Here is a 26,873-nt window from a genome sequence, read left to right as displayed (position 1 = left end):
CGACGGTGCCGGTGCTGGCCAAGCTTAAGACGGTTACCGGTCGGATCTGGACTTATGTTCGCGATGACCGGCCGTTTGGCGGCACGGATCCGCCGGCGGCCCTGTTCTACTACTCACGCAACCGGGCTGGAGAACATCCGCAAAGCCATCTTGCCGGCTATGTGGGCCTCATGCAGGCCGATGCCTTCGATGGATATAACCAGCTCTACAAGGCCCAAAGGAAGCCGGCTCCGATCCTGGAAGCGGCCTGTTGGAGCCACGGCCGCAGAAAGTTCTTCGACCTGGCGAAATCTGGAGAGGCGCCGATTGCCAGCGAGGCCGTGCGACACATCGATATCCTGTTCGAGATCGAGCGCACCATCAACGGCAAAACGCCGGAACAGCGGCTTGCGGCACGTCGTGATAAGTCGAGGTCGATCGTCGCCGATCTCGAAATCTGGATGCGCCAGCAGCGAACCTTGCTCTCATCAGGCAACGATACTGCAAAGGCGATCAACTACCTGCTCAACCGCTGGGCGGCGTTCACCCGCTTCCTGGACGATGGCCGCATCTGCCTCTCGAACAACGCTGCCGAACGAGCGTTACGCGGTGTGGCTGTCGGAAGACGAAATTGGACCTTCGCCGGTTCAGATGCTGGCGCCAATCGTGCCGCCGCTGTCTATACCCTGATCGAAACCTGCAAGATGAACGACGTTGATCCGCAAGCCTGGCTCGCTGACGTGCTGGCCAGGCTTCCTGATCACCCCGTCAACAGAGTCGCCGACCTGCTCCCGTGGAATTGGAAGGCGACCCAACAGCCCAATGCGGCTGCTGCCTGAGGCGCCGCGGCAGACCGGCGCGACTGCCCGGGGTGCTGGCCGGATGCGTACGGTGAGCTATCTGGGCCGGACGAAGCAAAACAGAGCGGCGCAAGCTGGCGAGCACGGTAGGCTCCGCGCCTCACGTCGCCGAGCACGGGCGGCCGACCGCAGAACCAGCTCCATCCGTTCGCGACAAACAGGAGGAGCTGGGGCTATCCGCCAGACGACCGTCGTAGCGGCGTCGGCGAGCTGCGAGATCGCCCAATCGGCGCATGCACAAACCTATCTGGGCGCTTACGCCAGTCTCGACCAGCGCATTGTCGAGGCGATCGCAGTGGTGTGCCTGGCACATGGGATAGGTTGACTCTCCAGGCGTCATCGACGCCCGGCCCTTCTGGAAATGGTATCGCGTGACAGCGAGAGGTCTGGCGCGATCCGGTAGGACAAGCTGAGAAATTGGCTTTGACCCGTCCCGATGAAGCGCTATCCATTTCTGATATATGCCGGTCCCTTGCGCTGTGGTCGCAAGCTGGACGTGTTCGCGCTTACGAAATTCCATTTCCCGTAGCTGAATTGGTGGGTTTTAGTCGACGAAAGTCGAAAATCCTTTACCTTTCAATGTGGATTGACTGACACTCTCTCCGCCATTTTCGCGATTTGGTACGCCAATGTACGATTGCCTCCGATTTCATACCCTAGTCGTCGTGCACGCCCAGCTTCATGAGGGCTTTGTCCACCGCTGAAGGTCTGCACTTTTGGTTCGGAAGGCGATGCGAGCGGTACTACAGTTAAAATCATGTCCGCTTTGATCTATCCCGCGATCGATCTCGTATGTTCTACGAATCTGCAGTCATGATGTTCAGCCGACATCAGTGCGCGCCGGCTTGGACTCACTGTGGGTATCACCTGCGTCCGCCGCGCTAGGTTCGAGATCGTTGGCCGCCGTGTGGTTCTTTCTCCACCGAACGCCACATGGATGAACTGGAATTATTCACTTGGGATGATGACCTCACGTCCGGTCTTGATGCGTCGCATCGATACGAAGGTCCGGAAGCTCTTTACGTTGCCTGCCTCGAAGAACAGCTCGCGCGTAAGATTTGTGTACTCGTCCATGTCGCGAACATTGAAAATGAGAACGAAGTCGATCTCTCCGGTGATGTAGTAGCATTGTTGAATTTGCGGGCAATCAGCGAAGCGCTTGCGCATGCTGTCCAACAGATCAAGCCGCTCGCTCTCTGTTGTGACCTCCACGATCAGCGTCAGAGGACGGTCGACAAGATCTTGATCGACAATACTCACATCGGCGGAGATGACTTTATCTTCGCGTAATCTCTGAATACGTCTCGCGACAGCCGCGATCGAAAGTCCGACCTTGTCGGCAATCTCCCTGTGAGGCCTAGTATTGTCCTTTTGAAGCAAGCGGAGGATGCGAGCGTCGGCGGCATCGATCGTCGTGGCCATTCGGAGAGACTCCCGAGAAATCTTTGCAACAAGCACACCAAATTAGCGCCCAATTCGCAAGAACGGCGAGGTAATTTCTCGCCTGCATTGAAACGCACGCGCCAGATATGCGGGTTTTCAAGCCTGATTCCGAACGTCACGGATCGTTGCAACACCGGGAGCTTCCGCAGATGAGTTCGATCAAAAGGCACGTATTGGACGGATTTCCGAAATCCATGTCCCCGAGCAGCCATGCCGCCGAAGCCGACGGCTTCGTCTTCCTGACCGGGCAGTTCGGCCGCGACCTCGACGATCCGGAAGCGTCGCTCCCCGACGGCGTCGAAGCGCAAACGGAGCGCACACTTCAAAACATGGCGCGCGTCCTCGCGGGCCTGGGCATGACGTTGCGGAACGTCGTGAGCGTCAGGGTCTTCCTGACCTCCTTCAAGCGTGACTATGCGGGCCTGAATACGGTCTATGCCCGCTTCTTTCCCGAAGGGGAGCGCCCGGTCCGCACCTGCGTCGGTGTGACGGACCTCGTGCGTGATGCGCTCGTCGAAATTGACTGCATTGCAAAGAAATAGAAAGAAATAGGGGGGAGGCGATGGCGAGCGCAAGATATACGGCCGCAGCACGGTTGGACCGGCTGCCGATCACCGGCTTTCACCGAAAGCTCTTCGGCCTGGTTGGTGGCGGCTTGTTCACCGACAACTTTGATATTTACGTCGCGGGAGCCGTTCTCGGGCAATTGATCGCGATAGGCTTCTCGGATCTCGGTCAGAATGCGACGTTCGTGTCAGCAACGTTTGCAGGGATGCTCATTGGCACGATCGGATCAGGCATCATAGCCGACAGATATGGTCGCCGATTGACCTTCCAGTTCAACCTTGCGGTTTTCGGCCTGGCTACGCTCGCCTGTGCCGCTGCACCGGACATGCTGTACCTCACCATCTTTCGCTTCATTGCCGGCATCGGACTTGGTGCCGAACTGACTGTCGGTTACAGCACCCTCTCTGAATTCACACCGCCGGCCCGCCGTGGTCGTTGGCAGGCGCTTCTGTCCATGACGTCGAGCTTCGGCTTGCTTGCGTCGACCATGATCAGCTGGGCGCTGATCCCCGTCTTCGGCTGGAGGATCATGTTTCTGATCCCCGGCATTCTCGCCTTGGGCCTCCTGTGGCTCCGCAAATCGCTTCCTGAATCCCCGCGCTGGCTCGAAGCGCGAGGCAGGTTCGAAGAGGCGGATCGTCTCGTGACCGCCATCGAACGCGAAGCGATCGCACAGAGTGGCGAGCTTGGGAATCCGGAACCAAACAGCGTTTCGAGGACTGAAGGCGTATGGCAGGCGAAACTCATTCGTCCTCTTGTTCTCGGCACCATTCTGCAAGTGGTGATGTTCGCAGCCCTATATGGACTCGTGAACTGGATCCCATCCTTTCTGCTCAAACAAGGTATGCCGATCAACCAATCTCTCGGTCTCTCCGCGCTAATGTCACTGGGAGGGCCGGCCGGTGCATTCATTGCCTTCACAATCGTCGATCGGATCGGTCGCCGTACAGCCGTAATTGCAGGCTCGATTGTCGCGGCCGCGCTCTCTGTCGCGTTCGGCCAAGTGACGACACAGGTCGGTGCCGTTGTGACCGGGTTCGTACTCTTCAGTCTCATCTATTTCCTGCTGGCGACGATCCAGGCCGTTTATCTTCCGGAGTTGTTTCCGACGGCTGCGCGTGTCCGTTGCAACGCAATTTGTATCGGTATCGCACGTCTCACGACGCTCGTTACGCCATTCCTGATTGTTTCGCTCTTCAACGCGTACGGCATTTCAGGTGTGGTCAGCGGAATCGGGATACTTTTGGTCTGTCAGGCCGTATCAATGGCTCTGTTGGGTCGAGAGACTAGCGGAATTTCGCTCGAACAGATCTCCGAGTTGTCCTCCGAGGAGCGCCAGCTCATTGCGACGCGCTCGGCCTCGTAGGATGCCGATGTTTCTGGCGGTGTCTCGTCAATGCGCAGGTCTGCCGGTTCGCGAGGACTGTCGATGAGAGATTTCGAACGACCGGGCCGCTCGGAGGCGTTTGGCCTTTCCGGCATGGCGGCTACGTCGCATCCGCAGGCAACCCTCGCGGCCATCGAGGTGCTTCGGGCAGGCGGCAACGCAGTCGACGCAGCGGTCGCTGCCGCGGCATTGTTGGCGGTCATCGAGCCCACGCAAACCGGGATCGGTGGCGACTGCTTCGTGCTTCTCAAGCGGGAAGGGCGGCCGATTATAGCGATTAACGGGTCCGGCGCCGCGCCTGCGGCTGAAAACGCAGAGCGGCATATCGATGGCGGGATCACAGAGCTAGACCGCGAGAGCGCGCACGCCGTCACCGTTCCGGGCGCCGTTCGGACGTGGGCCCGTCTGGTCGAGGATCATGGCACCTTTGATTGGGGGCGCTTGCTTGCTCCTGCCATCGAGGCCGCCGAAGGCGGGTACCCGGTCACGGAGCGACTGGCGCGCGATTGGAGCATGCAAGTTGCGAAGCTATCCCGTCACGCAGCAGCGGCCTCGATCTTTCTTCCAGGCGGAGTAGCTCCGGCAGCCGGTGACTTGCATGTCCAAGGTGAACTTGGCCAATCGCTTCGGGACATCTCTGATGAGGGGCCTGACGCCTTCTACGAGGGCTGGATTGCGGAGGATATCGTCTCGACCCTCCGATCCATGGGAGGGCTACATAACAGAGACGATTTTGCGGTGTTTCAGCCGCGCTACGTGACGCCGATCTCCACGCGCTATCGTGGTTTCGATCTGTGGGAGTGCCCGCCGAACGGCTCCGGCGTCATCGCGCTCGCGATGGCCAGTTTGCTCGAACGATGCGATGTTTCACGTTTTGCACCAGTGTCCGTAGAGCGCTTTCATCTGCAAGCGGAAATCGCCCGTCTCGCCTATGCCGAACGCGACGTTTTCGTCTGCGACCCCGACACAGGTAGGGTGCCCGTGGAACATCTGATCTCTCCCGCCAGGGCGATGGCGCTGTCACGCCGGATCTCGCTGGACGCTCGATTGGCCGATCTTTCGCCGCTTCCGGTTCCGGAGCACAAGGATACGGTATTCCTGACGGTCGTCGATCGCGACAGGACCGCTATCTCGTTCATCAATTCGATTTTTGATGATTTCGGCAGCGGAATCGTGGCGCCAAAGTCTGGCGTTCTGCTCCACAATCGAGGCTCCGGCTTTGTGCTTGAACCCGGTCATCCGAACGCGCTCGCCGGCGGAAAGCGGCCCATGCACACGATCCTACCCGCGATGCTCACACGCGACGATGAGGTGGTCCTGTCGTTCGGGGTGACCGGTGGTCACTTTCAGCCTATCGGACAAGTTCAGATTTTGTCGAACGTTATCGACTACGGCATGTCCGTGCAGGAGGCCATCGATCTACCCCGTATGTTTGCGCGGGGCGATGTCTTCGAGGTTGAAGGTGCGGTCCCTTGCGATATCGTCGACGGCTTGCGCGCACTTGGCCATCAGCCCACACGAGCGCCGAATCCGCTGGGAACCACCCAGGCGATCTGGATCGACAGGAAGCGCGGACTGCTGCGAGGCGGGGCGGATTCCCGTCGCGACGGCATTGCTATCGGTTACTGAGAAAGACACATGACGAAGATACTTAGCGAAGGCTTCCACCTACTTCCGAACCCGAAGCCGGTACGCCGAGAACGGTATGCGGAAAAGGGCCGTGCCAGGATTCTCAGCCTTGACGCCCTCGCTCGCGCGCGGGCGGAGATCGCCTCCTGGCCCGGATATCGGCCTACAGAGTTACGCCGACTCGATGGTCTGGCCTCGGCGGCCGGTGTTCGTTCAATTCTTTACAAGGACGAAGGGGCGCGGTTTGGGCTCGGAAGCTTCAAGGCGCTTGGAGGTGCATATGCGGTAGCGTCTTTCCTTCAAGGCGTGGTCGCGGCTCGGACCGGAAATCGGCCCGGCACCGCAGCGTTGGCGGCAGGAAATCTCCGGGCAGTTACTTCGAACATAACGGTGACTTGCGCAACAGATGGCAATCACGGCCGCTCGGTTGCCTGGGGTGCGCGGAAGTTCGGATGTCGGTGTGTCATCTATGTACACGCCGGCGTCAGTCAGGGACGCCGCGAGGCAATTGCCTCGTATGGCGCAGAGGTCAAGGTGGTGTCGGGAACCTACGACGAAGCCGTGCGGCAGGCGGCGGATGATGCGGGGCGAAATGGTTGGCAGGTCGTGTCCGACACCTCCTACGAAGGATACACGGACATTCCGCGCGACGTCATGCAGGGCTATGGCGTCATCATGGATGAAGTCATTGATCAGCTTCCAGATGGGAAGCTTCCATCACATGTCTTTGTCCAGGGTGGTGTCGGCGGACTTGCTGCCTCGATCTGTTCCTATCTGTGGGAGCGCTTTGGCGAGACGGCGCCCCTGTTCTTCGTCGCCGAACCGGAAAAGGCTCGCTGTTTGTTGTTGAGCGCTGAGGCTGGGCGACCGACGGCCGACCCTGGCGATCTTGACACGATCATGGCAGGCTTGGCCTGCGGTGAAGTCTCGGTTCTGGCCTGGTCGGTGCTGGATGAGGGCGCAGACGGCTTTATCTCAATTCAGGATGAGTCCGCCGTCGAAACGATGCGGATCCTTGCAGACGGCCGGTTTGGCGACAATCCGGTCGTGGCAGGCGAGTCCGCCGTAGCTGGTCTGGCTGCTATGCTACTTGCGGCCGATGATCCTGCCTCACGACGTTTGCTTGAATTAGACGAGAATAGTGTGGTCCTCGTCATCGGTACTGAGGGAGCCACTGATGCGGCAGTCTACCGCAGCATCGTTGGACGATCAGCTGAAAGCGTTGTTCCGGGCTGAACTTCCGGGCAAAAATGCAAGGATGACGATTCAGACCAAATGGAAACTCCTGAAAGCTCACAGTTAGAGCGTCGTACTACTAACAGGGCTTTGCCCTTGTGATTGGGTTCACAAGAGTATCGCAATTGCGGTGCTACATTTGCCGACATTATTGCATTCAATTTCATTGCCGATGGAACCCATGATGAGGCCTCTGGCGGCTGCCGTAATTTTGCTTGCAGTTCTGGCCACGGTGCGGGGACATCCCAATGCGCTTGTTCCTCTGCCGACAAGGCCGATGCCAGCTGTTCTCATTCCCTAAGAAATCTAGCACCCGGTCGGCTTCTCCGCAGATTGGAGAGAGTTAGCGATGGAAGAACGCAAGATTGCATTGTTGCGGGCGCACGAGCGAAACATCGAGCGCTACCGAGGACTATTGCGCACCAAACTCAATGACATCGAAACCAGCTTCGTCGAACGACGTCTATCGGAAGAGCGTTTCGCTATCGAGATACTAAAGTTTACGGGGCGAGAAGTGGGCTCGGTGAAGCCACTCGATTTGGGGGCGAGAGTTCGCGTTTTACTTGAGGTCGTGCGAAACGTTCCGGCCTATGCCATCACCGGCCTGCCGGTAGTAAGGCGCTCTGGCACATCTTCAGAGAGGGGCTGATCGCCGATGGGCCGCGCGCCATAGGCAAAGCCGACATTCCCATGGTGCTGACAGCGGAAGGGCGGGCGCTGCTCTTAATGGCGCGATCCAGGGACCTGCAAGAGAGAGCCCTCGCTGCGGCCGTGTGACGGGAACGAGACTTATGCCACCTATTTACAGAATCGCTGCTGTCCTTGTGAGGACACGCGCAATCGCGAAAGGAAATTCGGGCACCTCACAGCACAACGCTGCCCGCTTAGAATTCGTGCGATCGGCGCTGGCTATAGCCCAAGGAGGAAGTGCAAAATCCTTGGAAACTAGGGGCAGCAGGAATCGCCGATAGGTTCATCACCCAGTCGCGCTATCCCAGACGCACTCTCTTGCCGTCATGAAACTGCAATGCAGGTGGTGGAATTGTCACCTCGCCTGCGGGTGTTGGACCACCAGCGCGGGCAAGGTGGGTCACTCTGTTACGAGGCTGAGTAGCCCCACTCGCGTGCTCGCATCGGCTGGATCGTAAGGCGATATGCGATCAGTGTTGAGCCATCGAAGGTCTCGAGCGGGTAATCGCAGGCCGGGCAGCGATACGTTTCCTTGGAGCCAGGTTCGGACCGGAGCTCCAATCGTCGGAAGCCCGCGCCCCTCTGAGCGCACCAAATGGCATAAGCCATTGACAAAAAGATATTTTGCATCGCGCGCCGAAATTTTAGATCGAACTGCGCAGTGGCCGGAACGCGGCGCGAACCTCTCTGCTGAAGATCTCGGGCTGCTCCCACGCCGCGAAGTGTCCGCCGGCCTCGGCCTGGTGGAAATAGATCAGCTTGTGGTAGGCCTTCTCCGCCCAGCTCCGTGGCGCCACGAAGCTCTCGCCCGGAAACGCCGTCACAGCGGCCGGGATCGCAACGTTGGCGGGCAGATAGAGATTGGTCTTGTTTTCCCAGTACAGCCGCGCCGAGGAAATCGCGCTGTTAGTCAGCCAATACAGTGTGATGTTGTCTAGTACGTCGTCGCGCGTCAGCGCTCCCGCGGAGTGCCCGTCGACCGCGCGCCCGAGCACTGCCGATTGCATTGCCGAGGCCGGCTGGGCATAGCCGTCGCCGTGGTCGAGCAGCCACGCTGCGAGACCCGCCGGCGAATCAGTCAGGGCTGCAAGCGTTTCTGGGCGCGTCCCCATGATCTGCGCGTAGGCCCGCCGCTTCGTGAACTGGATCTTGAGCTGATCGAAGGCGTGCTTCTCCTCCGCAGACAGATTCGCTGGCGCGGGCTCGCCCGATGCGACCGCCTTGAATATCTCCGGCGGTACCACGGCAGGCAGGTTGACATGGATGCCGAGCAATTCCGCCGCACCAAGCTTTGCCATTTCGTTGCTGACTGGCGAACCCCAGTCGCCGCCCTGCGCTACGAACTTGGCATAGCCGAGCCGCTTCATCAGCACGATCCAGGCGCGCGCAATGCGCTGCGGATCCCAACCCGTCGTAGTCGGCTTGCCGGAGAATCCGTAGCCGGGCATTGAGGGGATCACCAGATGGAAGGCGTCGTCCGCGCTGGCGCCGCTCGCGGTGGGATTGGTCAGGGGGCCGATGATCTTCATCTGCTCGATGACGGAGCCGGGCCACCCGTGGGTGACGATCATCGGCAACGCTTTCTCATGTTTCGAACGGACATGGATGAAGTGGATGTCGACATCGTCGATCTCGGTGATGAATTGCGGCAAGGCATTCAGCCGGGCCTCGACCTTCCGCCAGTCGTAGTTGGTTTGCCAGTATCGCACGAGGTCCTGGAGCATCGCGAGCGGCACACCCTGAGAGTCGTCGGCGACGGTTTCCTTGTCGGGCCAACGTGTCGCCGCCAGGCGCCGGCGAAGATCGACGAGGTCGGCTTCTGGAATATCGACGCGGAACGGACGGGCGGCGTCATTGGTCGCGGCCGGTGCCGGGCGCACTGGGAAGATGCTGGCGAAGCCTGCGGCAGCCAATCCCAAGGCCGCGCCGGTGAGGAGTCTGCGCCTGTTATGATCGATGGTCTTCTGGTTCGGCTCGATGGCGGCGATTGCGGCTGGCGTCTTCACGTATGTGGTCATCAGGTGATCTCCTCCAAACGAGATGCTGTCGGCAAATCTGCGATTACTTCCCTTGCGGCACGCATCGGTGTGCGTTCGGTTTTTTAGGTCGAATGGCGGAGAGGCTTGAACGCCGCACGCAACTCTGCACTAAAAAGCTCGGGCTGTTCCCACGCTGCGAAGTGGCCGCCCTTGTCGACCCGGTTGAAGTAGATCAGCTTGGGGTAGGCCTGCTCGGTCCAGCTCCGCGGCGCCTGATACTGCTCGCCAGGAAAGACGCTCACCGCCACCGGAATAGAGACGCCCTTCGCATTGAAAAAGCCACCCTTGTATTCCCAATAAAGACGCGATGCAGAGACCGCCGTCTTCGTCAGCCAATAAAGCGTGATGTTGTCGAGAATCTCATCACGCGTCAGTTCCCCTGTGGCGCTCGTGGTCCGGTTCAGAGCCGAAGCGACTGCCGCGGCCGGCTGGCCGTCAGCGTCATTGTGATCGAGAAGTCAGGCGGCCAGGCCGACGGGTGAATCCGCGATGCCGTACAAGGTCTGCGGCCGCGACGCCATCAACCTGGCGTAGTCGACTTGTTTGAAAGTTCTGACCAGCTGTTCATAGGCGCGTCGTTCCTCTGCGGAGAGACTGGACGGCGGTGGGTTGCCGGCCTTGAGGGCCTTGTCGACGTCGGCTGGAACGGTGGCGGGCATGTTGGTGTGGATGGCAAGCAATCCCGCAGGTGCCTGTAAGCCCATCTGGTCGACGACAAACGCTCCCCAAGCCTCCCTGGGCGAACGTAGTGGGTGTAGCCGAGGCGCTTCATCAGTTCTGCCCAGGCTCTACCCATGCGCTCGGGACCCCAGCCGGTACTGCTCGGTTTGCCCGAAAAGCCGTAACCCGGCATTGACGCAATGACCAAGTGGAACGCGTCCGATGCTCTCGCGCCGTATGCCGTGGGGTTGGTCGAGGGATCGATGATCTTCATCTGCTCGATAATCGAGCCGGGCCATCCGTGGGTGACGACGAGCGGCAACGCCCCCTCGTGCTTCGACCGAACGTGGATGAAATGAATGTTCAGCCCATCGATCTCGGTGATGAACTGCGGCAAGGCGTTGAGCCGCCCCTCGACCTTCCGCCAGTCGTAGTCGGTAGCCCAATAGCGCGCCAGTTCCCGCATCGTCGCGAGTTGCACGCCTTGCGACTGGTCCGGGACAGTCTCCCGCTCAGGCCAGTTTGTCGCGTCGATGCGTCGGCGCAGATCAGCGAGCGCCTCTTCCGGGAAGTTGATGCGGAAGGGGCGGATTGCATTACCCGTGGCGGCAGGCGCCGGATGCGCGGGAAACAGGCTGACGGCGCCGGCCGCGGCTATTCCCACCGCAGCAGTGGTCAAGAACTTGCGTCTGTCCTGGTCGATGGCGTCTGAGCCTGCGACTGCCAAAGGCGTTTTGATGAGCATGGTCATTGCATTCTCTCCTGGGGTTCCCGGCTTGCGCCTTGGAAGTTGGATTGCTTCGATGCTTGAGCGAACAAACGCTGGGCTCCTTCGCGGCGCGGTCCAACTGCCCCATGGTCATTCAGAGCAGCGGGTGAGCGGCGAATGACCTCACTTCCGCCGACGAGCCGAGGCACGCCGAGCGGATTGGTTTCGCGCAGCGCCATGGGCAGCAGTGCGTCCGGAAAACCCTGGTAGGAAACGGGTCGCAAGAACCGATCGATCGCGCTCATGCCGATCGAGGTGAAGCGGCTGTCCGAAGTCGCAGGGAACGGGCCGCCGTGGATCGAGGCATAAGACACCTCCTGGGGATGCGCGAAGGCGTTGACAACGATGCGACCCGTGCGCCGCTCGAGGATGGGAAGCAGACGCTGAGCCAGCGCTGAGTCGGCGTCCTCCAGATACATACTGGCCGAGAGCTGGCCTCGGAAGGCCTTGGCACCTATAGGCGGGAAATGAACTTAGTTTCTTTACCCATGTCTACAACCCATTGTAATCGCAGCAAATGCGACCGCCCTCCGAGCGCACCATAACCCAGGTTTTGCTTCGAAGTCGCCGGTCGCGACATGGATAGAAATGGCCGTCAGCTGCCTGCTCCCAGGCGACAGCCAAAAGGCCATCTATTGGTCTAGGAGGTTCAACCTCGAATGACGAAGAACTTTTTCTCCTCCCTCCCTATCCCGTATGCCAAAGTCTGGTCCGGCCGTGCAACGGGACAATGGAAAATCCGAAATCATGATCATGGACCATGCAATTGCCGACGCCGGTGCGATGGGTGAGGGCGCTCTGCCCGGGCTTCGGTCGCGGCCTCTCAACCGCCGGGCGTTTCTGTTCGGCTCCGCTGCTGGTCTCGCCGCACTGGGCCTGGCCGGTTGCGCATCCGACTACATGAGCTTGGCCGAGGCGGAGAAACTCTACGGGCCTGTGCCGAACGAGAAATTCCCGATCCCTGCGGTCGATGTTGGTAAGGTCAATCCGAAATATTTTCGCAAGACAGTGCGCTATGACAGTAGCGAGGCGCCTGGTACGATTATCGTCGATCCCAGCAAGTACTATGTTTACCGCATCGAGGGCGAGGGAAACGCGACCCGCTATGGAGCCAATGTCGGCCGCGATGGATTCCGGTGGAGCGGGGAGGCTTATGTCGGGCGCAAAGCCGAATGGCCTACCTGGACGCCACCTAAGGAGATGATCGCGCGCCAGCCGGAGGCGGGCAAATATGCTCGCGGCATGCCGGGAGGTCTCGACAATCCACTGGGTGCCCGCGTGCTCTACCTCTATCAAAATGGGGTGTACACGCTTTACACGATTTATAGCACCACCGACCCCGAAACGATTGGGAACGGCATTACGAGCGGCTGTACCGGCCTCCTCAGTCAGGACATGATCGACCTATATGCGCGAACGCCCGTCAATACGAAGGTGATCGTGCTGCCGGCATAGGCTTGCCGACACGTCTTGGCACGGCGCAGCGCCAACAGATGGACGCTCGCATCCGGTGAGGCCCAGATCACTGCGCCAGACATCAAACGCTTTGCGGCGGAATTTGACCCGCAGCCGATGCATCTGGATGAAGCCACTGCTGCCGAGACGATTTTCTAGGGTCTTACAGCATCGGGGTGGCATTCAGCCTGAACTGCGATGCGGCTTCTCGTTGAGGCGCGCCCGTTCGGTCAACATCCGATCATCGGTCTTGGCGATGAGGTGCGTTGGATGGCTCCGGTCCGCCCGGGCGATGTACGCATGAAGGGCGAAGTCAAAGACCTGACGCCCTCGAAGACCAAACCCAAGGCACCGTGGTCATGTAATGGCGATGTACAATCGGCATGGGCAAGCCGTCTACGAGTTCACGCCCATGACGATCGTTCCCCGCCGACCGGAGACCTGATGGTGTTCGCGAGAAGTGCCTCGAATGCGAAAGCCGCGCAGGTCAGCTTTGGTCGTCACTGCATAAAAGACTCGTCGTGTATCTTCGCCGTCTCCAGGTTTACAGTGGCGAGACCCCAGATCTGCTTCTTGTTGACCCAATCATACTTCGGAGCCGCGGTGGTGAGACGCACATTGGCAACGAGGTCCGTCATCGGTTCATTCGATCGCGGCGTTGCAACGCCGTCAATGTGCATTGCGATGCGATGGCCGTCTTCAGTTTCAACTGCCGTCGAGGTCAGTGCGTCCATCGGCACGCAAATGGAGGTATTCGACGCCACTACGTACTTTGCCCGTGATGCGGCCTTTGATCTCTCCCTCGAAAGCGACATCAATTCGTGCTCCCTACAGGGCACCTTTTGCTGGCCGCTTAGGAGTGCATTCAGAGTCACGCCGTAGTCGGTCATGCCGGTGATATTGAAGTCACACTCGTAGGTCTTCTCGGCGCGCGTCTTCTGAACCTCGGTCATCGTTCGCTCCTTTGGTTGACAATGATGTGCCAGATGGTGGCACTACGGATGGCTCGAGCAGCATGCTGATCCAGCCTCACGCTCTCATTCGGAGAATTGGAGGGGACGGTCACCCGTGCCAACTGGCGGATGCGGAAGGAGGCCTACCAAGCCATGGAAGGCGCGCGTCGTTTCGCTGAATTCGTCGCTGCCGGGGCGTTGCAGACTACACTAGGCCGATTCCCCGCAGATTCATGTGTTCGCGGCCTAGGGGATAGACTTTACCGCGTCCGCCGCTCCAGTTGAGCGTTGGAACCGGTCGTCCTCTCGACAAGTAGGGCGCGCAGTCCGAGGCCCGGAAGGGCGCGTTATCGCGCCACTGCGCAGGGCATCGAGAATATGGGCCGTGAAAACACCGGCGCTCACCAAGGCCAGAAATGTCGCCAGCAAGCTCATGATGTCCATCCTCGCGCTATTCCGCGTGATTCTCTCTTGTTGAGCGAACCAGAGAGCCGTCGTGTGGAGCGTCAGCCGCAGGATTGCGAGAACAGCGTCGGCACTGACCGGCACCCCAAGCGCTGTGATGTACTTGGCCGATGCTGGGCCACGCGACCGCCGTCGCTCGGCCGCGATGCCAGCACCGCCACTGCAGCGGTTGCTCCGGCAATGAGTTCGTCGCGCTCGTCAGCGCGGATGAGCGCGATGCGGACCGGGACTCGCTGGGCCAGCCGCACCCAGTTGAAGGTCGGATTGACATTGGCAAGAAGGGTCGAGCCATTGCTGCGATCGCGGTCCTCGATACCGGCCGCAACGCTCTCCACCGTGCCTTGCAACACATGGCTGCTTCCCATCAGTCGGACGTTGACGGGATCGCCGATGTGGATCCGCTGCAGCTTGGTTTCCTCGAAATAGCCCTGAACGTGGAGCGTGCCCGTATCGAGCAGCGCCATCACACCCTTGCCGGGGGTGAGGTAGGCGCCCGGCCGCAGTTCGTTGTTGGTGACAATACCGCTGACTGAGGCTCGCACCTCGCTACGCTCGAGATTGAGCCTCGCAAGGGCAACGTCCGCAACGGCCTGGTCATAGGCGGCCTGGGCAGAGCCTTGGCTGGCGGCAACCTGGTCCATTCGCTGCGCGGAAACCACTACTCCGGGTGTCAAGGCACTGTAGCGCCTCAGATCGGCATTCGCATTGTCGAGCATGGCACGCTTGCCTTCCTGTACCGCCTCTGCCTGCTTCAGCGCGATTTCGTAGCGCGCGCGATCGATCCGGAAGAGCACGTCGCCTCTTTGGACTTGCTGGTTGTCCCGGACCAGCACATCGCTCACAAAGCCGGAAACGTCAGGAGCCACGGGCACCACATCGGCCCGCACGTGACCATCACGGGTCCAAGGCGCCTCAAAATAATAGTCCCACAGCTTGTAGCCGGCCCAGAGTGCGAGCAGCACCATCAGGCCAGTCACGACGAAGCGGCGCAGCGAATTCAGAACGGCTTTCATGATACCAACTCCTTGGAGATAGGGTTCGGCTGGGGCGCGGCAGCATCGCGGGCTTCCCGGCGCCGCGTGGCGGTTTCGAAATCGTGCATGCCGGTCTGCCATTGCAGACCGACAATCGTCCCTTTCACGGGCTGCAGCAAAAGCAGCGCCGCAAGCCCGGTGACGGGTACCCAAATCAGCAATTGAAGCCACGCAGGAGGAGAATAGGCCATCTCGACGGCAAGAAGTGCCGGCACGACAAGGTGACCAACGATGGCGATCACGAGATAGGCCGGAAGGTCGTCTGCGCGTTGCGGCGTGTAGTCTTCGCCACAAATCGCGCAGCTGTCGACCACCTTGAGAAAACGGCCGAACAGATGACCCCGACCACAGTTCGGGCACTTCATCGTGAATCCGCGCCATAGAGCTTTCGCGAACGAAACAGGTGCTGTCATGAGAAGAACTCCGTCGAAGCGAAGACCAGGCCGGTAACCAGGAAGATGAAAAGCGCGAAATCGAATAGTGCAGGATGCCAGATCCGGCGGTACAGGCCGGCACGCGCAATCAGCTTGCTGATGAGCCGCGCAAGCGCGTAGGCGATCACGCTCCAGAGCAGCAGGCTCGGAACAAGCACGCCGAACAGATCAAGCTCGTATCTCATGCGGCTATTTCCCGTGGTTCAGGCGGCAATGGTCGGTAGGTCGGTGCGTCCGGGAAAAGACCGGAACGGATCCCGGCGAGAGCGATGAGTGCATTGTTGCGAGTCTCGCTCGATGGCTCCCGCAACGTGAATGGGATCGTGCTATCGAGTTGCCCGAGCACGTCGCTCGGCAGCAGGCCGACATCCGGGGTTGCCAATATCGCAGCAAGACGCGCGAGCAGCGCTTCGATCGCCGCTCTTGCGGGCAGCGACAGGCCGAGGCTTGCCTGCCGGACATCGATGATGTTCAGCGCTGTCCGCAGCAGGCGAAGAGTGGCGGCGTCGCTCCTTGCTTCCGCGGGAACCGCGGCAATGCGCTGGGCAAGCAGCGCGAGACGATGTTGCATCAGGCTGGCCAGCGCGACACGGTCCTGCCATGACTTGCGTGCGGCGACCGCCGCCAGGGTCGCGCGGTTGCTGAGAAGCAACCGTCTCGCGATCCAGCCGGTTCCGAGCAAGCGAACGATGCCGCATATGACGCCTGTGAGCCCGACGCCGAGCATCAGGGCGACGCTGGAATTTGCGAATGAAGCGAAATCCGCCGTGTAGAACGGTTGCAGCGCCAACTGCACGGAGATGAAATTGGCCAGCAGGGCGCCAATCGGGGCCGTTACGGGACGTGCGGCCATCCATCCGAACAGGAGGTACATCGGCATGAGCGCGACCATCAGCATTTCGATGGCGGTAACCCTTGGCAAGATGCCGAATATGTAGATTCCGTTCAACGCAACGACGAAAACGACCACCTTGTAGAGATTGCGAAATGCCGGCAGAGGCTCATCCGTACCGGCGAAGAACGTACCAAGGATGGCGGAAAACAGCACTGCCGTCGTGCCGTCCGTCCAGCCGGTGCTGATCCAGAACGCAAAGCATGCCAAAATGGAAAGCGTCGCAGCTGCGGCAGACCAGACCGCCACCTCGCGATCGCGATGCGCAGCGGCGTGCCCCGATGCATCGAGAGTGAAGGCGAGCGCAAGCTGCTCAGGATCCCGATCATCAGCGATCGCCAGGCGCAGAGTGTGGCAATCCTGCATGATGTCGACCAGATTGCGGAGCTGGATCATGAGGCTCGCCGCCATGATCTCGCGCCAGCCGGCATCCGCGTCGAGTGTCGGACGCATTTCGGCAAGCGCGGCACGCATCAGATCCGCTTCCTCGCGATCCCGGCAACCCTCGGTCAGCCAATGCGAAATCCTTGCGCAGATCATTCCGAGAGCGGCCGGCATCCCGCCTTGGGAGTCGAGCGCCTCCATGCGCTCCTCGATCGATGCGAACAGCGGGAGCAGCGCCAGCATGTGCCGGCGCAGCCGCCGCAAGCCGCGCACGATGGACGCAGAACTGGAGGCATCATAGTCGAGGTGATTACAGAGCTCATCGATTGCGGACGCCGCAGCGGCAAGGCGCATGCGTTCGTCGTCGCGCGCCGGCTCGCGGTTGCCACCCGTCAAGAGACTTGCGCAAAGACGGCCCGCATTCGCAAGCCAGGCGTCGGCCTGACTCGCGACGGCCGAGGCAACGCTCCGAGGCAGCACAAGCATAGAGACCGCGCTCGCGCAGATGATTCCCAGCGCGATTTCCTGCACTCGGGAGACCGCAACGTCGAACGTCAGTTCGGGTGTCGAGAGGACCGGAAGTCCGATAATGGCGACAGTGTAGCCGGCCAGCATGAAGACATAGCCACGCGGTGTGCCGTCGAGCAGCGCGACATACAGGAAAGCGCCGACCCACAGCGCGATCGCCAGGCTGAGCAGTTCAGGGGTATCCACGAGGTTCGGAACCAGAACGATTGTCCCTGCCGCTCCAATCAGCGTTCCCAGGATGCGATAGACCGCCTTCGAGGAGGTGGCCCCGGTCAGCACATTGGAGGTAACGTACACGCTCGTCATTGCCCAGTAGGGACGCGGCATGTCCAGCAGCAGCGCGAGATAGAATGCCAGCATTGCCGCTGCAAACGTCTTCAGCGCGAAAATGATTGCGGCATGTCGGTCCCAGAATGAGGAAGCTTGGGTCATGGCGGTCACGGCATTCGCTTATCGCTGTTTCTCGGTGCATGTCGGTCGGACGTGCGATCCAGGGCCTATCGTTGGCTTGCGAAACGGACCGGAAAGACGCCGGCCCACATGCGTGCAGTTCCGGACACCTTGACGCAGCCGGTGGGATCCGTTGTCGTCCGGACGGCGCCGATGCAGCCATCCGGCTTCAGGACGGATACGAACACAAAGAGGCAGAGCACTTTGGCGGCGAATACGGCGAGGGAAAAAACGTCGTTCATGTCTGCACCTGATCAGTCGGATTTGATCGCGCTAGTCATAAGACGTTGGAGCGATCGCGGCTTTGCCGGGGTTGCCGACGCATTGTCATTTGTTGCTGTCGGTGTGACCGCTTCCATCGCAGCGAACGCGTTGCGTGGATTGCGCTGCCGGACCTGCGCGACGTCTGGGTTCGAAGCGTCGTTCAGCGCAGGCCTGGAATCGGCTGCGCGCGGCTTTCCCGAATACGCCGTGTCGAACACCACCCGTTCCGGCCATTTGTGGTCCGAGCGGATGCGCAGACTGATCCTGTCGTTGGGAGGAGGCGCCGAATGCAGTTGTCCAGGGGAATCCGGCAGCCACCAATCGGCGGCGAACAACGCGACGAGGAGGGCGCTTCCCACCCACACAAAGTACTGACGTATCGGCATAGCAAGCAGTTCCGTCGTGGCCGAGCAACCGCCGTCAGGAGCGACCGCGATCATTTCCTTCATGCGGAGATAGTTGAATCTCGGGCCACGGGCTTTGCAGCCGCTGCTATGTTCTTGTCATTTGTTGCTGGGATCTCGTCGCTAGGCTTCAAACGAGATAACCGCCGACTCCGTCCCACAACAATTTCAGCGCCGTCACGACCAGCAATCCGTAGCAGACGCGATAGATGTGGCGCTGATCCAGGCTTCCGTGGAGGCGCCAGCCCGCCCATACGCCAGCGGGAATGGCGAACAGGCAAATCGCCATCAAGGTCCAGACGTTGCCTGTCGGTTTCACCAGCAGCAGCCATGGCACCGCCTTGGTCGCGTTGCCGACGGTGAAGAACAGGCTGGTCGTACCGGCGTAGACATCCTTGCTGAGGCCGAGTGGCAGCAAATACATCGCAAGCGGCGGTCCGCCGGAGTGCGCCACCATGGTCGTGACTCCCGAAGCGAGGCCGGCCGTGATCGCCTTCGGCGTCGAGCGCGGACGAACCATCACCTCTGCGCCAGCAACAAGCCACAGCGCGACGAAGATCAGCGTGGTCGCAGCCATCGCAATTGCGATGGCGCGGTGGTCGAGGAAGCGGAACAGCAGGTAGCCCAAGCCGATGCCCATGACGAGCCCGGGCAACAGCAGCAGAAGATCCGGCTTCGACCAGGTCGAAGGCTTCCAGTAGCGCAGCGCGAACAAATCCATTGCGATGAACAATGGCGCGAGAAGCCCGCCGGCGGTGACTGGATCCATCACCAGCGACAACAGCGGAATGCCGACGATCGAGAATCCACCGCCAAATGCGCCCTTCATGAAGCAGATCAGGAACACGCCGGCAAAGGTGACCAGGATCGTGGCGACTGTCAGCTCCATGGCGCCGCCTCCATGGTTGGTGCGCGCTGGCGCTCGCGCGGATTCGTCGCGGGAGCGAAGCTCATCATCGCTTCGTCCGCCCGGCGTGGAAACGAGATGAGACCGCAGACGGCGGCCTCGATCTGAAAATGGGCGAGGCCAATATCCCACAGTGCACGATCATCAAGGTCACGAAGGCGCGCAATGGCGGTCCGACGGCCGAGATAAGCCGCAATCCCTTCGCAAGCACCGACGAGCAGCCAAGAGACGACGCTGGGCCCCTCGGTGACAGCAGGAAGGATGATCGTTGAAAGGATGGCAGGCATTCTTCGTCTCCAATGCTCCGAGGTGGGTCTTCAATGCTCCGAGAGGGAAAGGGCTGCGGATGACGCTGGTTGGGCTTCAAACGACGCTCAATCGCGCATTTGGTGACAGGATTGCTCTTAGGTTAGTAAGATGATCCGGTACAATGCTCGGTGCAATTAAAACATTGCACCGAGTACAATGTCGTGAGCTGGTGAGGCCTCGTCGCCGGGATTTTCGAAGCCCGCTGACGCTGGCTCTCGCACTCAGTGATCCGCCGGATCCGGGATCATCCACGTTGAGATCGTCTGCCAGATGCCATCGCCCAGCTTGCGCTGATACGTGACGAAGTCGGCGTCATCGCCGTGAAGAATTTCGTACCGATAAGACTCCAGATACCGCGTCATCGAACTCTCCTTCTCTCAGTGTTTGAAGACGGCTTTCTCACACCGTCATCCAAGGAGATCGATTGGACAGCCAGCCTTGAACAGGGCAGCCCGTGGAAACGGTCCTTCCGAGTATCGGAAGGCCGACGGAATCAATCTGGCTGAACTCGCAAGCGACGTTGTCTTCCGAAATTCGGGGCGATGTGGCAGAATTTGGAGGTATATTTCCAAATTATGGAAGGGCCTTCGATGGATCGCCTGGAAGCGATGTCGACCTTTCTGACCGTGGTCGAACAGGGCAGCCTGTCCGCGGCGGCGCGGCGGTTGAAGACGCCGCTCACAACAGTCAGCCGCAACGTATCCGAGCTCGAGGCTCACCTGCGCACGAAGCTGTTCAACCGCTCAAGTCGGCAACTCGTGCTCACAGATGCGGGCACTTCTTACGTTGAAGCCTGCAAGCGCATTCTCACCGATGTCACCGAAGCGGAGCGTATCGCGTCGGGTGAGTATACCGCGCCCACGGGCGAGCTGGCTGTGACGACGCCATTGGGCCTCGGGCGTATCATTCTCATGCCGATCATCGCGGACTTCCTTAAGGCTTATCCGGACATCAAGGTCAGGATGATTCCCACCGATCAAAAGCTGAGTCTGGCTCAGGAGCAAATCGATGTCGCGGTGCGCATCGGCGAGTTGCCGGATTCGAGCTTGGTAGCGTTACGACTCGGCAGGACGCGGCGAGTCGTGTGCGCCAGCCCTGCCTATCTGGCCGCTCGCGGAACGCCGCGCACACTGGAAGATTTGTCCGGGCATGATTGCATCAGTTATCCCGGCTTCTCGCCGTCCGATGCCTGGACATTCGTCAAAGGCAAGGCGACCATAGCCACGCCGGTGCATACGCGGCTCATTGTCGGCAGCGCTGAGGCGGCCTGTACCGCGGCCCGTGCGGGCATAGGAATTTCCATTGCCTTTGCTTATCAGATTGAGGCCGCGCGGGAGGAAGGAACACTGACGACAGTGCTGGACGAATTCCAGCCGCCGTCAATGCCGGTCAATCTCGTGTACACGGCCAACCGGTTTCTGCCGATCAAAGTGCGCGCTTTCCTTGACTTTGCAGCACCACGGCTCAAGCGCGTCTTCGCGGAGTAGGCTGCGACAGCGCGAGTTCCGCTGCTGAGACGATGCGATCGTTTTCGGCGCAAAACGAACCGCGTCTCCCCATGATCTTCGAGCTTCCAAAATCCGGAAGGATGACTCCCGTTTTCCCCGCCTGTTGGCCCGCGCCATTCGCCCCACCTCCTCGTCATGACCTGCCGCAAAACGGCATCACGAGTTGGAGGCGAATATGGGTGAAGTTATCCAGTTTGTTTCGAAAGCCGAGCGCGAGCGGCTCCGCCTGATACGAGAAGCCCGCGCGATGTACGACAGCGTCTTCCCGCCAGCCGAATCCGCCCACAAACAATCCGACAACGGGCCAATCATCGTCAACGGAACCTGGATTCACCGGAGCGACGAACCGCTGTCGTAATCCACGACGTGCCAATTCTCGATAATCAACCATCAGGAGAAATCGCTATGTCAATCCGCAGCATGATTTTCGCCGTTGCATTTGGCCTCGCATCTCTGACGACCGCCCACGCAGATGGACTGCGCCCAATTCAGGGCAAGAGCATCGATCTCGGCGGCATATCGGGGATCGCGTACTACACTGTCCAGCGTGACGGATTTCACGTCGTCGCCACTGTTGCGCAGGGCGAGGCGGGAACGCCGATCCGCGTCGTTTCCGTTCTGGCACCTGGTCAGCGCGTGGTTCTCTCGACACCGCAACGATCTGATGCGGTCGAGATCAGCCGGAAGGGCGACAGCGTCTTCGTTCGCAACAACACGACCTCGAACTGAATCTCGACTTCTACGAGTGCTGGTTGAGCGAAATGCAGCAAGGAAACTGCACATGTCGAACATCCACCTTCATCGGAGCACCACAGCGACGCCCGAGCAGTACGTCGCCGGCCTCACTGATTTCGGGCCTGGTCGTTCGAAGCTCTTTGGCAACAGCGCCGATGCCTATCTCAAGGTGCATCACCGAGACGACTCCTTTGCCGATGTTACGGAGGGTTCGAGCGGGATCTGGGAGCGCCTGCATTATGACTGGTCTGATCCTGAGCGCGTCGTCCTCACGACAGCCGACTCCAACGTGTGGGGTGGTGCCTCGGGTCACACCTACACCTTTACGCGTAAACCTGACGGAACGACCGACATTGATGTGGTCGTCATACGCGACGGCAAAAACCTGATGGGTCGGCTGCTCGGCTTCGTGCTCGGGACTATCGGCAAGGGAGTTCTGGAAAAGGCGTTCGAAAACTCTGCCAAGGCCATCGAAGCCCGGAACAGCATGGCTGAACGCCCAGACCCAGACATTTCCGACCTCGCCGCTTAAGAAGTTGGATAGCAACCCGATGCCCTCATCGCCGGCGCATGGTAGGATGTTGCCCAGAGCTCGGGTTGAGAAATCAACCCAGCGGACGGCCCCGGGCCTCGATATGGCGAAACGGTTGAAAAAAACTGCGCCACCGCAAGATCAGCGCGCGCGCGCCTCGCGCTCGGGGGTGCCAACCTTGCTTGGGCGAGAAACCGAGATTGCTCTGATCGAGCAGCTTCTCGACCGGATTGATGAGGGTGGGAGCACTCTCTTCATCAGCGGAGCGCCGGGAATTGGAAAATCAGCGCTGCTCGAGGAGGCCAAACACAGGGCCCGTGAACGGGACATCGTCGTGCTGGGCATGACCGGCGTGCTCGCTGAAGTTAATCTGGCGTTTGCCGGACTTCAGCAGGCATTGCGTCCACTCATGAAGCTGGCGAAGGCTTTGCCGCCCCGCCAGCAGTCTGCCTTGCTGAATGCGTTCGGCCTGGGCGAGGAAGCTGCTGAACCACCCGATGTCTGGCTGGTCGCGCTTTCGACACTGACGCTGCTCACCGAGAGCGCAACTCACAAACCGATCCTGCTGGTCGTTGACGATGCGCAATGGCTGGATGAAGCGACGCGTGACGTGTTGTCGTTTGTCTCCCGGCGCCTGAGTTCGGATTCGATCGTTCTGCTACTCGCTCTACGAGAGGGTTTTTCTCTTCCGTTTGGTGACGCCGACACATTACGGCATGTCGTTTCTGCGCTCAGCGATGTCGATTCGGCCCGCCTGCTCGACATCCGGGCCCCTGGCCTTTCCGGGAAGCTGCGCGACCGATTTCTGAAGGAAGCCGCCGGCAATCCATTGGCGCTGGTAGAGTTGCCGCACAGCTTGCGACCTGAGGACGATGGGGAGGCTCCATGGCTTCCCTTGACGGAGCGACTTGAACGCACCTTCTCCAGCCGTTTGTCCGGACTTCCCGGCGTCACTCAGATGCTGTTGAACGTTGCCGCTGAAAACGACGGAACGTCTCTCCACGAAATCCTGCGGGCCGGCGAAGTGCTGCTGACACAGAATATTGGAGTCGACGCCCTTGCGCCCGCCGTCTCCGCCCAGCTGATCGATCTCGATGCAATGCAGGTGCGGTTTCGACACCCGCTCGTGCGATCCGCCATCCATCAAGCCGCCGACGTGGCAACGCGCCAAAGGGTTCATTCCGCGCTCGCGGCGATCATCGAGGATCAGGACCGCCGACTTTGGCATCGGGCTGCGGCAACCGTGGGACCCGACGATGAGCTGGCCGCCGAACTTGATCTCATGGCGAGCCGTGCGCAGAGCCGGGGTGCCAACACCATGGCCATTGAGGTTCTGCAGATCGCAGCAAAGCTGAGTGGCACGACGAAGGTCAGGAGAGAACGATTTTTGCAAGCCGCTGAGATTGCAACCGACCTGGGACAGCCTGGATTGCTGGAGCACCTGTTGCGGGGGGCCGAGGTGGAGCCGTCGGACAAGCTGGGCATCGCCCGGGTCGGATGGTGCCGCGAGATGAGTCAGCCGCTCATGGTCGTTGATATCGGCAAGATTTCTGCGCTTGTAAATCTTGCTGACCAGGCGCGCGTGGCTGGTGCGAAGGAGTTGGCGAGCAATCTTCTCTGGCGAGCGGCGCAACGCTGCTGGTGGAGCAACGCGAGCAGCGAGCTTCGCGCGAGCGTCCTTACCGCGGCAAGATCACTTGAGTTGTCGGAGCTCGACCCACGTGGCATCGCCATATCCGCCTATTCCGAGCCGCTTCGACGAAGCAGCGAGGTATACGCGGGGCTGAAGGCGCTTTCTCAAAAGGGAGGACACAATCCGCATGTTGCGCGAATCCTGGGAAGCACGGCGAACGTCATCGGCGCGTTTGATCTTGGTGTAAGTTTTCTGGCGGAGTCCACCGCGGGGCTGCGCAAACAGGCGCGAATCGGCAATTTGGCGCGTGCGTTGTTCGCTCAGGCATGGGCTGAAATGGAAGTCGGCGATTGGATAGGGGCGCGGCGAGAAGCTGAGGAAGCCGCCCGTTTTGCCGAGGAGACTGGATCTGCTGTATGGACAGCAGCGGCCACGCTCGTGAAAGCGCAGCTTGCGGGCATGCAGGGCAGGCTTGAGCAGGCTGAGACATACGCGACGGAGGCGGAGCGCCTGGTCTTGTCGACTGGGGCCAGTTTCCTGCTAGCGATGCTGCAATTGGGCCGCGGTATAACGGCCATCGGTGCCGGCCGGCATTTGGAGGCCTTCGAGCATCTGCGGCGCCTGTTTGCGCCGGCCGATCCAGCCTTCAACTCCGGCCTGCAGTTTTTTGCGCTGGCCGACTTTGTCGAAGCGGCCGTCTATTCCGATCATTCGGCTGATGCGCGTCGCTTTATCGATGAGGTGGAACGCATCTCGGCTCCGGACCCGGTACCGTGGGTCGCAACGATGTTATGCTACGGCAAGGCGCTGATCGCGACGAATGAAGAGGCGGAGCAATACTTCCTGAAGGGACTTGGGCCGGCTGCGAAGAATTGGCCTTTCCTGCGGGGACGCCTGCTCCTCGGTTACGGCGCGTGGCTGCGCCGGCAGCGCCGCTCTGCCGATGCGCGGGCGCCGCTTCGCCAGGCCCGCGACGTCTTCGACGCGCTCGGCGCTTCGCCCTGGAGTGATCGCGCGCGGGAGGAGTTGCGCGCAGCCGGCGAGGCCAGCCTTCGCCGGACCGCACAAGTCTGGGAAAGTCTGACTCCACAGGAACTGCACATCGCGCAGCTCGCGGCCCAGGGGCATTCGAACAAGATTATCGGGGCGAGACTCTATCTGTCCCACCGGACCGTCGGCTACCATCTGCAGCGGGTTTTCTCGAAGATCGGGATCACCTCGCGATCCGGCCTGTCGTCCGTTCTGGCTACAGCCGGCAACACGGCCCAATGACCGGGCCTGCCATCGGACTGGTCATTTGACGGATGCCGCTCCCCCCTTGGGGCATCTACCTTCCATGCGTGGAAACCTGCGAGGAAGGGTAGGAGGCCGCCTTGGAAATTAGCTTGGAACAGCCGCCTGCTGTGAACCGAAATGAACCGCAGCCTTGTTGCGACACCTGGACGGCTGGTGGCCAGACCAAACTGGTATTGTCTTCGAAAAATCGTGACTGGTCGTGCTTGTCGGCCGAAATGCGGTACGTTGGAAAGGGCGTGATGCCCTGGCGCGGTGCGCTGTCCGACGTCGAAGTTTGCGTCGATGTGTGCGGCAATGGGTCGCTCGTCACACGGTGCGCCTCCGCGATCCAGGACTCGACTGTCGCCCTGCGGGATACTGTTTGGCTCACTCCTCCCAGCTGGAATGAGGGTTCCATCGCTATCGCCGGTGATCTGCCGGAGATCATGCACATTCATCTTCCCCTGAGCCAGTTCACCCCGGGCAGGCTCGGCCTCGACGTCGACAAGTCCGTGATCGGCGCGCTGAGATATGACAACGCGTTCCGGGATCCGCTGCTGGGCGAGATCGCCCGCGCGGTTGCGTCGGAGCTGCAGGATGAGACCTCGGCCGGCCGGCTGCTGGTTGAATCCTTGGCCAACAGCATGGCGGCCAGGCTCGTTCAAACGCACTCCACTGCACCGACAAGCCAGCCCACCATCTCGGCTTCAAAGGAAGGCCTTGATCGTCGCAGGCTGGCCCGTGTGCTGGATTACATCGAGGCAAACCTGGAAGGCGATATTACCCTTGATGGCATGGCTTCGATCGCCTGTCTGAGCCGATACCATTTTGCCCGCGCCTTCAAGCAGGCCGTCGGACATTCTCCTCATCGCTATGTCAGCATCAGGCGCCTTGATCGCGCGAAGGCCTTGTTGATGCAAGGTGATCGACCGTCGGTGGATATTGCGCTGGCGCTCAGCTTTTCCGACCAAGCCAGTTTCACACGCGCATTCAGGCAGGCAACAGGTCGGGCGCCCGGCCAATATCGCCGCGAGTTTGGATCGCGACAACACGATTCGTTATCGGCTGCCATCAGGCAGACTCTTCCGATGCTGGCGTGAATCCGCAGGTCGCAACCGCTTCAACGCTGATGGCCTCAACTTAAAAGGAAGTCCGTGATGAGCATCATAGATGCAAGCGCATTGTCGGGTCTTGTTCGCAAGACGGCTAACTCGGCATCCGATTTCGCCGGCGTCGTTCACAACCTGATTATGGACGTGCGCGACAGCTACCGGCCCGAACTGCATTACATGCGCGGCCCCGGCCCAAAATGGCGGACCAAGCACGGTTCTGAAGCTGTACCGTCGACCGGGCACTATCAGCCGTCGCCGATGTGTGCACTGCGTCGCGGCACGGCCAACCTCACCCGATAGCCGGTCGAGGTTACGCAATCATGTTCATAATACCAGTGTA

The 26,873-nt window shown here is 60.4% G+C and carries 27 protein-coding genes and 2 pseudogenes; 15 read left to right on the top strand and 14 right to left on the bottom strand.

Annotated features, from left to right (window positions below):
• Nucleotides 1–818: IS66 family transposase (locus I6F38_RS33885; protein WP_225163465.1), on the top strand; the 818-nt coding region annotated here is incomplete at its 5' end.
• Nucleotides 819–1,787: 969 nt separating this feature from the next.
• On the opposite strand, the gene I6F38_RS33880 is transcribed toward I6F38_RS33885, so the two are convergent.
• Nucleotides 1,788–2,261, bottom strand: a complete 474-nt coding sequence (locus I6F38_RS33880; protein WP_225163464.1) for an Lrp/AsnC family transcriptional regulator — start codon at nucleotides 2,259–2,261, stop codon at nucleotides 1,788–1,790.
• A 170-nt stretch (nucleotides 2,262–2,431) separates the two neighbouring features.
• On the opposite strand from I6F38_RS33880, the gene I6F38_RS33875 reads away from it, so the two are divergent.
• From I6F38_RS33875 to I6F38_RS33855, 5 genes are all read left to right on the top strand, one after another.
• Nucleotides 2,432–2,824 carry a RidA family protein gene (locus tag I6F38_RS33875; protein ID WP_249794389.1) on the top strand — a complete coding sequence of 131 codons (393 nt, stop codon included), beginning with the start codon at nucleotides 2,432–2,434 and terminating at the stop codon, nucleotides 2,822–2,824.
• Between the two features lie 20 nt (nucleotides 2,825–2,844).
• Nucleotides 2,845–4,215 (top strand): MFS transporter, encoded by a 1,371-nt coding sequence (locus I6F38_RS33870; protein WP_225163463.1) that lies wholly within the window; start codon nucleotides 2,845–2,847, stop codon nucleotides 4,213–4,215.
• Nucleotides 4,216–4,278: 63 nt separating this feature from the next.
• Complete coding sequence (ggt, locus tag I6F38_RS33865; RefSeq protein ID WP_225163462.1) at nucleotides 4,279–5,865, top strand: gamma-glutamyltransferase; 1,587 nt, start codon at nucleotides 4,279–4,281, stop codon at nucleotides 5,863–5,865.
• 9 nt (nucleotides 5,866–5,874) lie between these two features.
• Nucleotides 5,875–7,101: a diaminopropionate ammonia-lyase gene (locus I6F38_RS33860; protein ID WP_225163461.1), complete on the top strand. Its 1,227-nt coding sequence runs from the start codon at nucleotides 5,875–5,877 to the stop codon at nucleotides 7,099–7,101.
• 349 nt (nucleotides 7,102–7,450) lie between these two features.
• Complete coding sequence (locus I6F38_RS33855; protein WP_225163460.1) at nucleotides 7,451–7,750, top strand: hypothetical protein; 300 nt, start codon at nucleotides 7,451–7,453, stop codon at nucleotides 7,748–7,750.
• 685 nt (nucleotides 7,751–8,435) lie between these two features.
• Here the strand turns inward: I6F38_RS33855 and I6F38_RS33850 are convergent.
• From I6F38_RS33850 to I6F38_RS33840, 3 genes and pseudogenes are all read right to left on the bottom strand, one after another.
• Nucleotides 8,436–9,809, bottom strand: a complete 1,374-nt coding sequence (locus I6F38_RS33850; RefSeq protein ID WP_225163459.1) for an epoxide hydrolase — start codon at nucleotides 9,807–9,809, stop codon at nucleotides 8,436–8,438.
• 83 nt (nucleotides 9,810–9,892) lie between these two features.
• Nucleotides 9,893–11,241, bottom strand: a pseudogene (locus tag I6F38_RS33845) (epoxide hydrolase family protein).
• A complete protein-coding gene (locus I6F38_RS33840; protein WP_225163458.1) occupies nucleotides 11,238–11,678 on the bottom strand; it encodes a hypothetical protein in 441 nt (146 codons plus the stop codon). Before I6F38_RS33840 ends, I6F38_RS33845 begins: the two are co-directional and overlap by 4 nt.
• A gap of 328 nt (nucleotides 11,679–12,006) precedes the next feature.
• Between I6F38_RS33840 and I6F38_RS33835 the strand changes: the two genes are divergently transcribed.
• Together I6F38_RS33835 and I6F38_RS33830 are read left to right on the top strand one after the other, a co-directional pair.
• Complete coding sequence (locus tag I6F38_RS33835) at nucleotides 12,007–12,714, top strand: L,D-transpeptidase (RefSeq protein WP_225163457.1); 708 nt, start codon at nucleotides 12,007–12,009, stop codon at nucleotides 12,712–12,714.
• Between the two features lie 15 nt (nucleotides 12,715–12,729).
• Nucleotides 12,730–13,159 (top strand): annotated as a pseudogene (locus I6F38_RS33830) (MaoC/PaaZ C-terminal domain-containing protein).
• Nucleotides 13,160–13,214: 55 nt separating this feature from the next.
• On the opposite strand, the gene I6F38_RS33825 reads toward I6F38_RS33830, so the two are convergent.
• The 10 genes from I6F38_RS33825 to I6F38_RS33780 form a co-directional block, all read right to left on the bottom strand.
• Nucleotides 13,215–13,667 carry a DUF3237 domain-containing protein gene (locus tag I6F38_RS33825; RefSeq protein WP_225163456.1) on the bottom strand — a complete coding sequence of 151 codons (453 nt, stop codon included), beginning with the start codon at nucleotides 13,665–13,667 and terminating at the stop codon, nucleotides 13,215–13,217.
• A gap of 506 nt (nucleotides 13,668–14,173) precedes the next feature.
• The gene (locus I6F38_RS33820) at nucleotides 14,174–15,145 is read right to left on the bottom strand and encodes an HlyD family secretion protein (protein WP_225163455.1); all 972 of its coding nucleotides are present in this window, start codon (nucleotides 15,143–15,145) and stop codon (nucleotides 14,174–14,176) included.
• Nucleotides 15,142–15,579, bottom strand: a complete 438-nt coding sequence (locus I6F38_RS33815) for a DUF983 domain-containing protein (RefSeq protein ID WP_225163454.1) — start codon at nucleotides 15,577–15,579, stop codon at nucleotides 15,142–15,144. The genes I6F38_RS33820 and I6F38_RS33815 overlap by 4 nt, the downstream gene beginning before the upstream one ends.
• The gene (locus tag I6F38_RS33810) at nucleotides 15,576–15,785 is read right to left on the bottom strand and encodes a DUF1656 domain-containing protein (RefSeq protein ID WP_225163453.1); all 210 of its coding nucleotides are present in this window, start codon (nucleotides 15,783–15,785) and stop codon (nucleotides 15,576–15,578) included. The genes I6F38_RS33815 and I6F38_RS33810 overlap by 4 nt, the downstream gene beginning before the upstream one ends.
• Nucleotides 15,782–17,836 (bottom strand): FUSC family protein, encoded by a 2,055-nt coding sequence (locus tag I6F38_RS33805; protein ID WP_225163470.1) that lies wholly within the window; start codon nucleotides 17,834–17,836, stop codon nucleotides 15,782–15,784. The genes I6F38_RS33810 and I6F38_RS33805 overlap by 4 nt, the downstream gene beginning before the upstream one ends.
• A 65-nt stretch (nucleotides 17,837–17,901) precedes the next feature.
• Nucleotides 17,902–18,096: a hypothetical protein gene (locus I6F38_RS33800; RefSeq protein ID WP_225163452.1), complete on the bottom strand. Its 195-nt coding sequence runs from the start codon at nucleotides 18,094–18,096 to the stop codon at nucleotides 17,902–17,904.
• Between the two features lie 12 nt (nucleotides 18,097–18,108).
• Nucleotides 18,109–18,567, bottom strand: a complete 459-nt coding sequence (locus I6F38_RS33795) for a hypothetical protein (protein WP_225163451.1) — start codon at nucleotides 18,565–18,567, stop codon at nucleotides 18,109–18,111.
• Nucleotides 18,568–18,652: 85 nt separating this feature from the next.
• Nucleotides 18,653–19,411, bottom strand: a complete 759-nt coding sequence (locus I6F38_RS33790; protein WP_225163450.1) for a sulfite exporter TauE/SafE family protein — start codon at nucleotides 19,409–19,411, stop codon at nucleotides 18,653–18,655.
• On the bottom strand, nucleotides 19,402–19,716 hold the full coding sequence (locus I6F38_RS33785) for a hypothetical protein (protein WP_225163449.1): 315 nt from the start codon (nucleotides 19,714–19,716) through the stop codon (nucleotides 19,402–19,404). The genes I6F38_RS33790 and I6F38_RS33785 overlap by 10 nt, the downstream gene beginning before the upstream one ends.
• A gap of 243 nt (nucleotides 19,717–19,959) precedes the next feature.
• A complete protein-coding gene (locus I6F38_RS33780; protein WP_225163448.1) occupies nucleotides 19,960–20,100 on the bottom strand; it encodes a hypothetical protein in 141 nt (46 codons plus the stop codon).
• Between the two features lie 228 nt (nucleotides 20,101–20,328).
• Between I6F38_RS33780 and I6F38_RS33775 the strand changes: the two genes are divergently transcribed.
• The 7 genes from I6F38_RS33775 to I6F38_RS33745 all read left to right on the top strand — a co-directional run bounded on the left by I6F38_RS33775 (nucleotide 20,329) and on the right by I6F38_RS33745 (nucleotide 26,833).
• Nucleotides 20,329–21,225, top strand: coding sequence for a LysR family transcriptional regulator (locus I6F38_RS33775; RefSeq protein ID WP_225163447.1), 897 nt, complete (start codon nucleotides 20,329–20,331; stop codon nucleotides 21,223–21,225).
• A 196-nt stretch (nucleotides 21,226–21,421) separates the two neighbouring features.
• Complete coding sequence (locus tag I6F38_RS33770) at nucleotides 21,422–21,604, top strand: hypothetical protein (protein ID WP_225163446.1); 183 nt, start codon at nucleotides 21,422–21,424, stop codon at nucleotides 21,602–21,604.
• A 47-nt stretch (nucleotides 21,605–21,651) separates the two neighbouring features.
• Complete coding sequence (locus tag I6F38_RS33765) at nucleotides 21,652–21,975, top strand: hypothetical protein (RefSeq protein ID WP_225163445.1); 324 nt, start codon at nucleotides 21,652–21,654, stop codon at nucleotides 21,973–21,975.
• Between the two features lie 52 nt (nucleotides 21,976–22,027).
• Nucleotides 22,028–22,513, top strand: a complete 486-nt coding sequence (locus tag I6F38_RS33760; RefSeq protein WP_225163444.1) for a hypothetical protein — start codon at nucleotides 22,028–22,030, stop codon at nucleotides 22,511–22,513.
• Between the two features lie 103 nt (nucleotides 22,514–22,616).
• Nucleotides 22,617–25,418: a LuxR family transcriptional regulator gene (locus tag I6F38_RS33755; protein ID WP_225163443.1), complete on the top strand. Its 2,802-nt coding sequence runs from the start codon at nucleotides 22,617–22,619 to the stop codon at nucleotides 25,416–25,418.
• 101 nt (nucleotides 25,419–25,519) lie between these two features.
• On the top strand, nucleotides 25,520–26,521 hold the full coding sequence (locus I6F38_RS33750; protein ID WP_225163442.1) for an AraC family transcriptional regulator: 1,002 nt from the start codon (nucleotides 25,520–25,522) through the stop codon (nucleotides 26,519–26,521).
• 57 nt (nucleotides 26,522–26,578) lie between these two features.
• On the top strand, nucleotides 26,579–26,833 hold the full coding sequence (locus tag I6F38_RS33745) for a hypothetical protein (protein WP_225163441.1): 255 nt from the start codon (nucleotides 26,579–26,581) through the stop codon (nucleotides 26,831–26,833).
• The last annotated feature ends 40 nt before the right edge of the window (nucleotides 26,834–26,873 follow it).

Source organism: Bradyrhizobium sp. BRP56 (genome assembly GCF_020194035.1).
Lineage (GTDB): Bacteria > Pseudomonadota > Alphaproteobacteria > Rhizobiales > Xanthobacteraceae > Bradyrhizobium > Bradyrhizobium australafricanum.
The sequence above is the reverse complement of the archived record's forward strand: the minus strand, read 5'-3'. Positions and strand labels throughout refer to the sequence as shown.

What these genes read in the sequence shown, in the direction of transcription:
- I6F38_RS33760 (WP_225163444.1), top strand. Translation starts at nt 22,028, where the DNA reads ATGTCGAACATCCACCTTCATCGGAGCACCACAGCGACGCCCGAGCAG.
- I6F38_RS33835 (WP_225163457.1), top strand. Translation starts at nt 12,007, where the DNA reads ATGATCATGGACCATGCAATTGCCGACGCCGGTGCGATGGGTGAGGGC.
- I6F38_RS33870 (WP_225163463.1), top strand. Translation starts at nt 2,845, where the DNA reads ATGGCGAGCGCAAGATATACGGCCGCAGCACGGTTGGACCGGCTGCCG.
- ggt (WP_225163462.1), top strand. Translation starts at nt 4,279, where the DNA reads ATGAGAGATTTCGAACGACCGGGCCGCTCGGAGGCGTTTGGCCTTTCC.
- I6F38_RS33860 (WP_225163461.1), top strand. Translation starts at nt 5,875, where the DNA reads ATGACGAAGATACTTAGCGAAGGCTTCCACCTACTTCCGAACCCGAAG.
- I6F38_RS33810 (WP_225163453.1), bottom strand. Translation starts at nt 15,785, where the DNA reads ATGAGATACGAGCTTGATCTGTTCGGCGTGCTTGTTCCGAGCCTGCTG.
- I6F38_RS33805 (WP_225163470.1), bottom strand. Translation starts at nt 17,836, where the DNA reads ATGACCCAAGCTTCCTCATTCTGGGACCGACATGCCGCAATCATTTTC.
- I6F38_RS33815 (WP_225163454.1), bottom strand. Translation starts at nt 15,579, where the DNA reads ATGACAGCACCTGTTTCGTTCGCGAAAGCTCTATGGCGCGGATTCACG.
- I6F38_RS33745 (WP_225163441.1), top strand. Translation starts at nt 26,579, where the DNA reads ATGAGCATCATAGATGCAAGCGCATTGTCGGGTCTTGTTCGCAAGACG.
- I6F38_RS33825 (WP_225163456.1), bottom strand. Translation starts at nt 13,667, where the DNA reads ATGACCGAGGTTCAGAAGACGCGCGCCGAGAAGACCTACGAGTGTGAC.
- I6F38_RS33850 (WP_225163459.1), bottom strand. Translation starts at nt 9,809, where the DNA reads ATGACCACATACGTGAAGACGCCAGCCGCAATCGCCGCCATCGAGCCG.
- I6F38_RS33790 (WP_225163450.1), bottom strand. Translation starts at nt 19,411, where the DNA reads ATGGAGCTGACAGTCGCCACGATCCTGGTCACCTTTGCCGGCGTGTTC.
- I6F38_RS33880 (WP_225163464.1), bottom strand. Translation starts at nt 2,261, where the DNA reads ATGGCCACGACGATCGATGCCGCCGACGCTCGCATCCTCCGCTTGCTT.
- I6F38_RS33820 (WP_225163455.1), bottom strand. Translation starts at nt 15,145, where the DNA reads ATGAAAGCCGTTCTGAATTCGCTGCGCCGCTTCGTCGTGACTGGCCTG.
- I6F38_RS33785 (WP_225163449.1), bottom strand. Translation starts at nt 19,716, where the DNA reads ATGCCTGCCATCCTTTCAACGATCATCCTTCCTGCTGTCACCGAGGGG.
- I6F38_RS33855 (WP_225163460.1), top strand. Translation starts at nt 7,451, where the DNA reads ATGGAAGAACGCAAGATTGCATTGTTGCGGGCGCACGAGCGAAACATC.
- I6F38_RS33875 (WP_249794389.1), top strand. Translation starts at nt 2,432, where the DNA reads ATGAGTTCGATCAAAAGGCACGTATTGGACGGATTTCCGAAATCCATG.
- I6F38_RS33800 (WP_225163452.1), bottom strand. Translation starts at nt 18,096, where the DNA reads ATGAACGACGTTTTTTCCCTCGCCGTATTCGCCGCCAAAGTGCTCTGC.
- I6F38_RS33780 (WP_225163448.1), bottom strand. Translation starts at nt 20,100, where the DNA reads ATGACGCGGTATCTGGAGTCTTATCGGTACGAAATTCTTCACGGCGAT.
- I6F38_RS33755 (WP_225163443.1), top strand. Translation starts at nt 22,617, where the DNA reads ATGGCGAAACGGTTGAAAAAAACTGCGCCACCGCAAGATCAGCGCGCG.
- I6F38_RS33775 (WP_225163447.1), top strand. Translation starts at nt 20,329, where the DNA reads ATGGATCGCCTGGAAGCGATGTCGACCTTTCTGACCGTGGTCGAACAG.
- I6F38_RS33765 (WP_225163445.1), top strand. Translation starts at nt 21,652, where the DNA reads ATGTCAATCCGCAGCATGATTTTCGCCGTTGCATTTGGCCTCGCATCT.
- I6F38_RS33770 (WP_225163446.1), top strand. Translation starts at nt 21,422, where the DNA reads ATGGGTGAAGTTATCCAGTTTGTTTCGAAAGCCGAGCGCGAGCGGCTC.
- I6F38_RS33795 (WP_225163451.1), bottom strand. Translation starts at nt 18,567, where the DNA reads ATGAAGGAAATGATCGCGGTCGCTCCTGACGGCGGTTGCTCGGCCACG.
- I6F38_RS33840 (WP_225163458.1), bottom strand. Translation starts at nt 11,678, where the DNA reads ATGTATCTGGAGGACGCCGACTCAGCGCTGGCTCAGCGTCTGCTTCCC.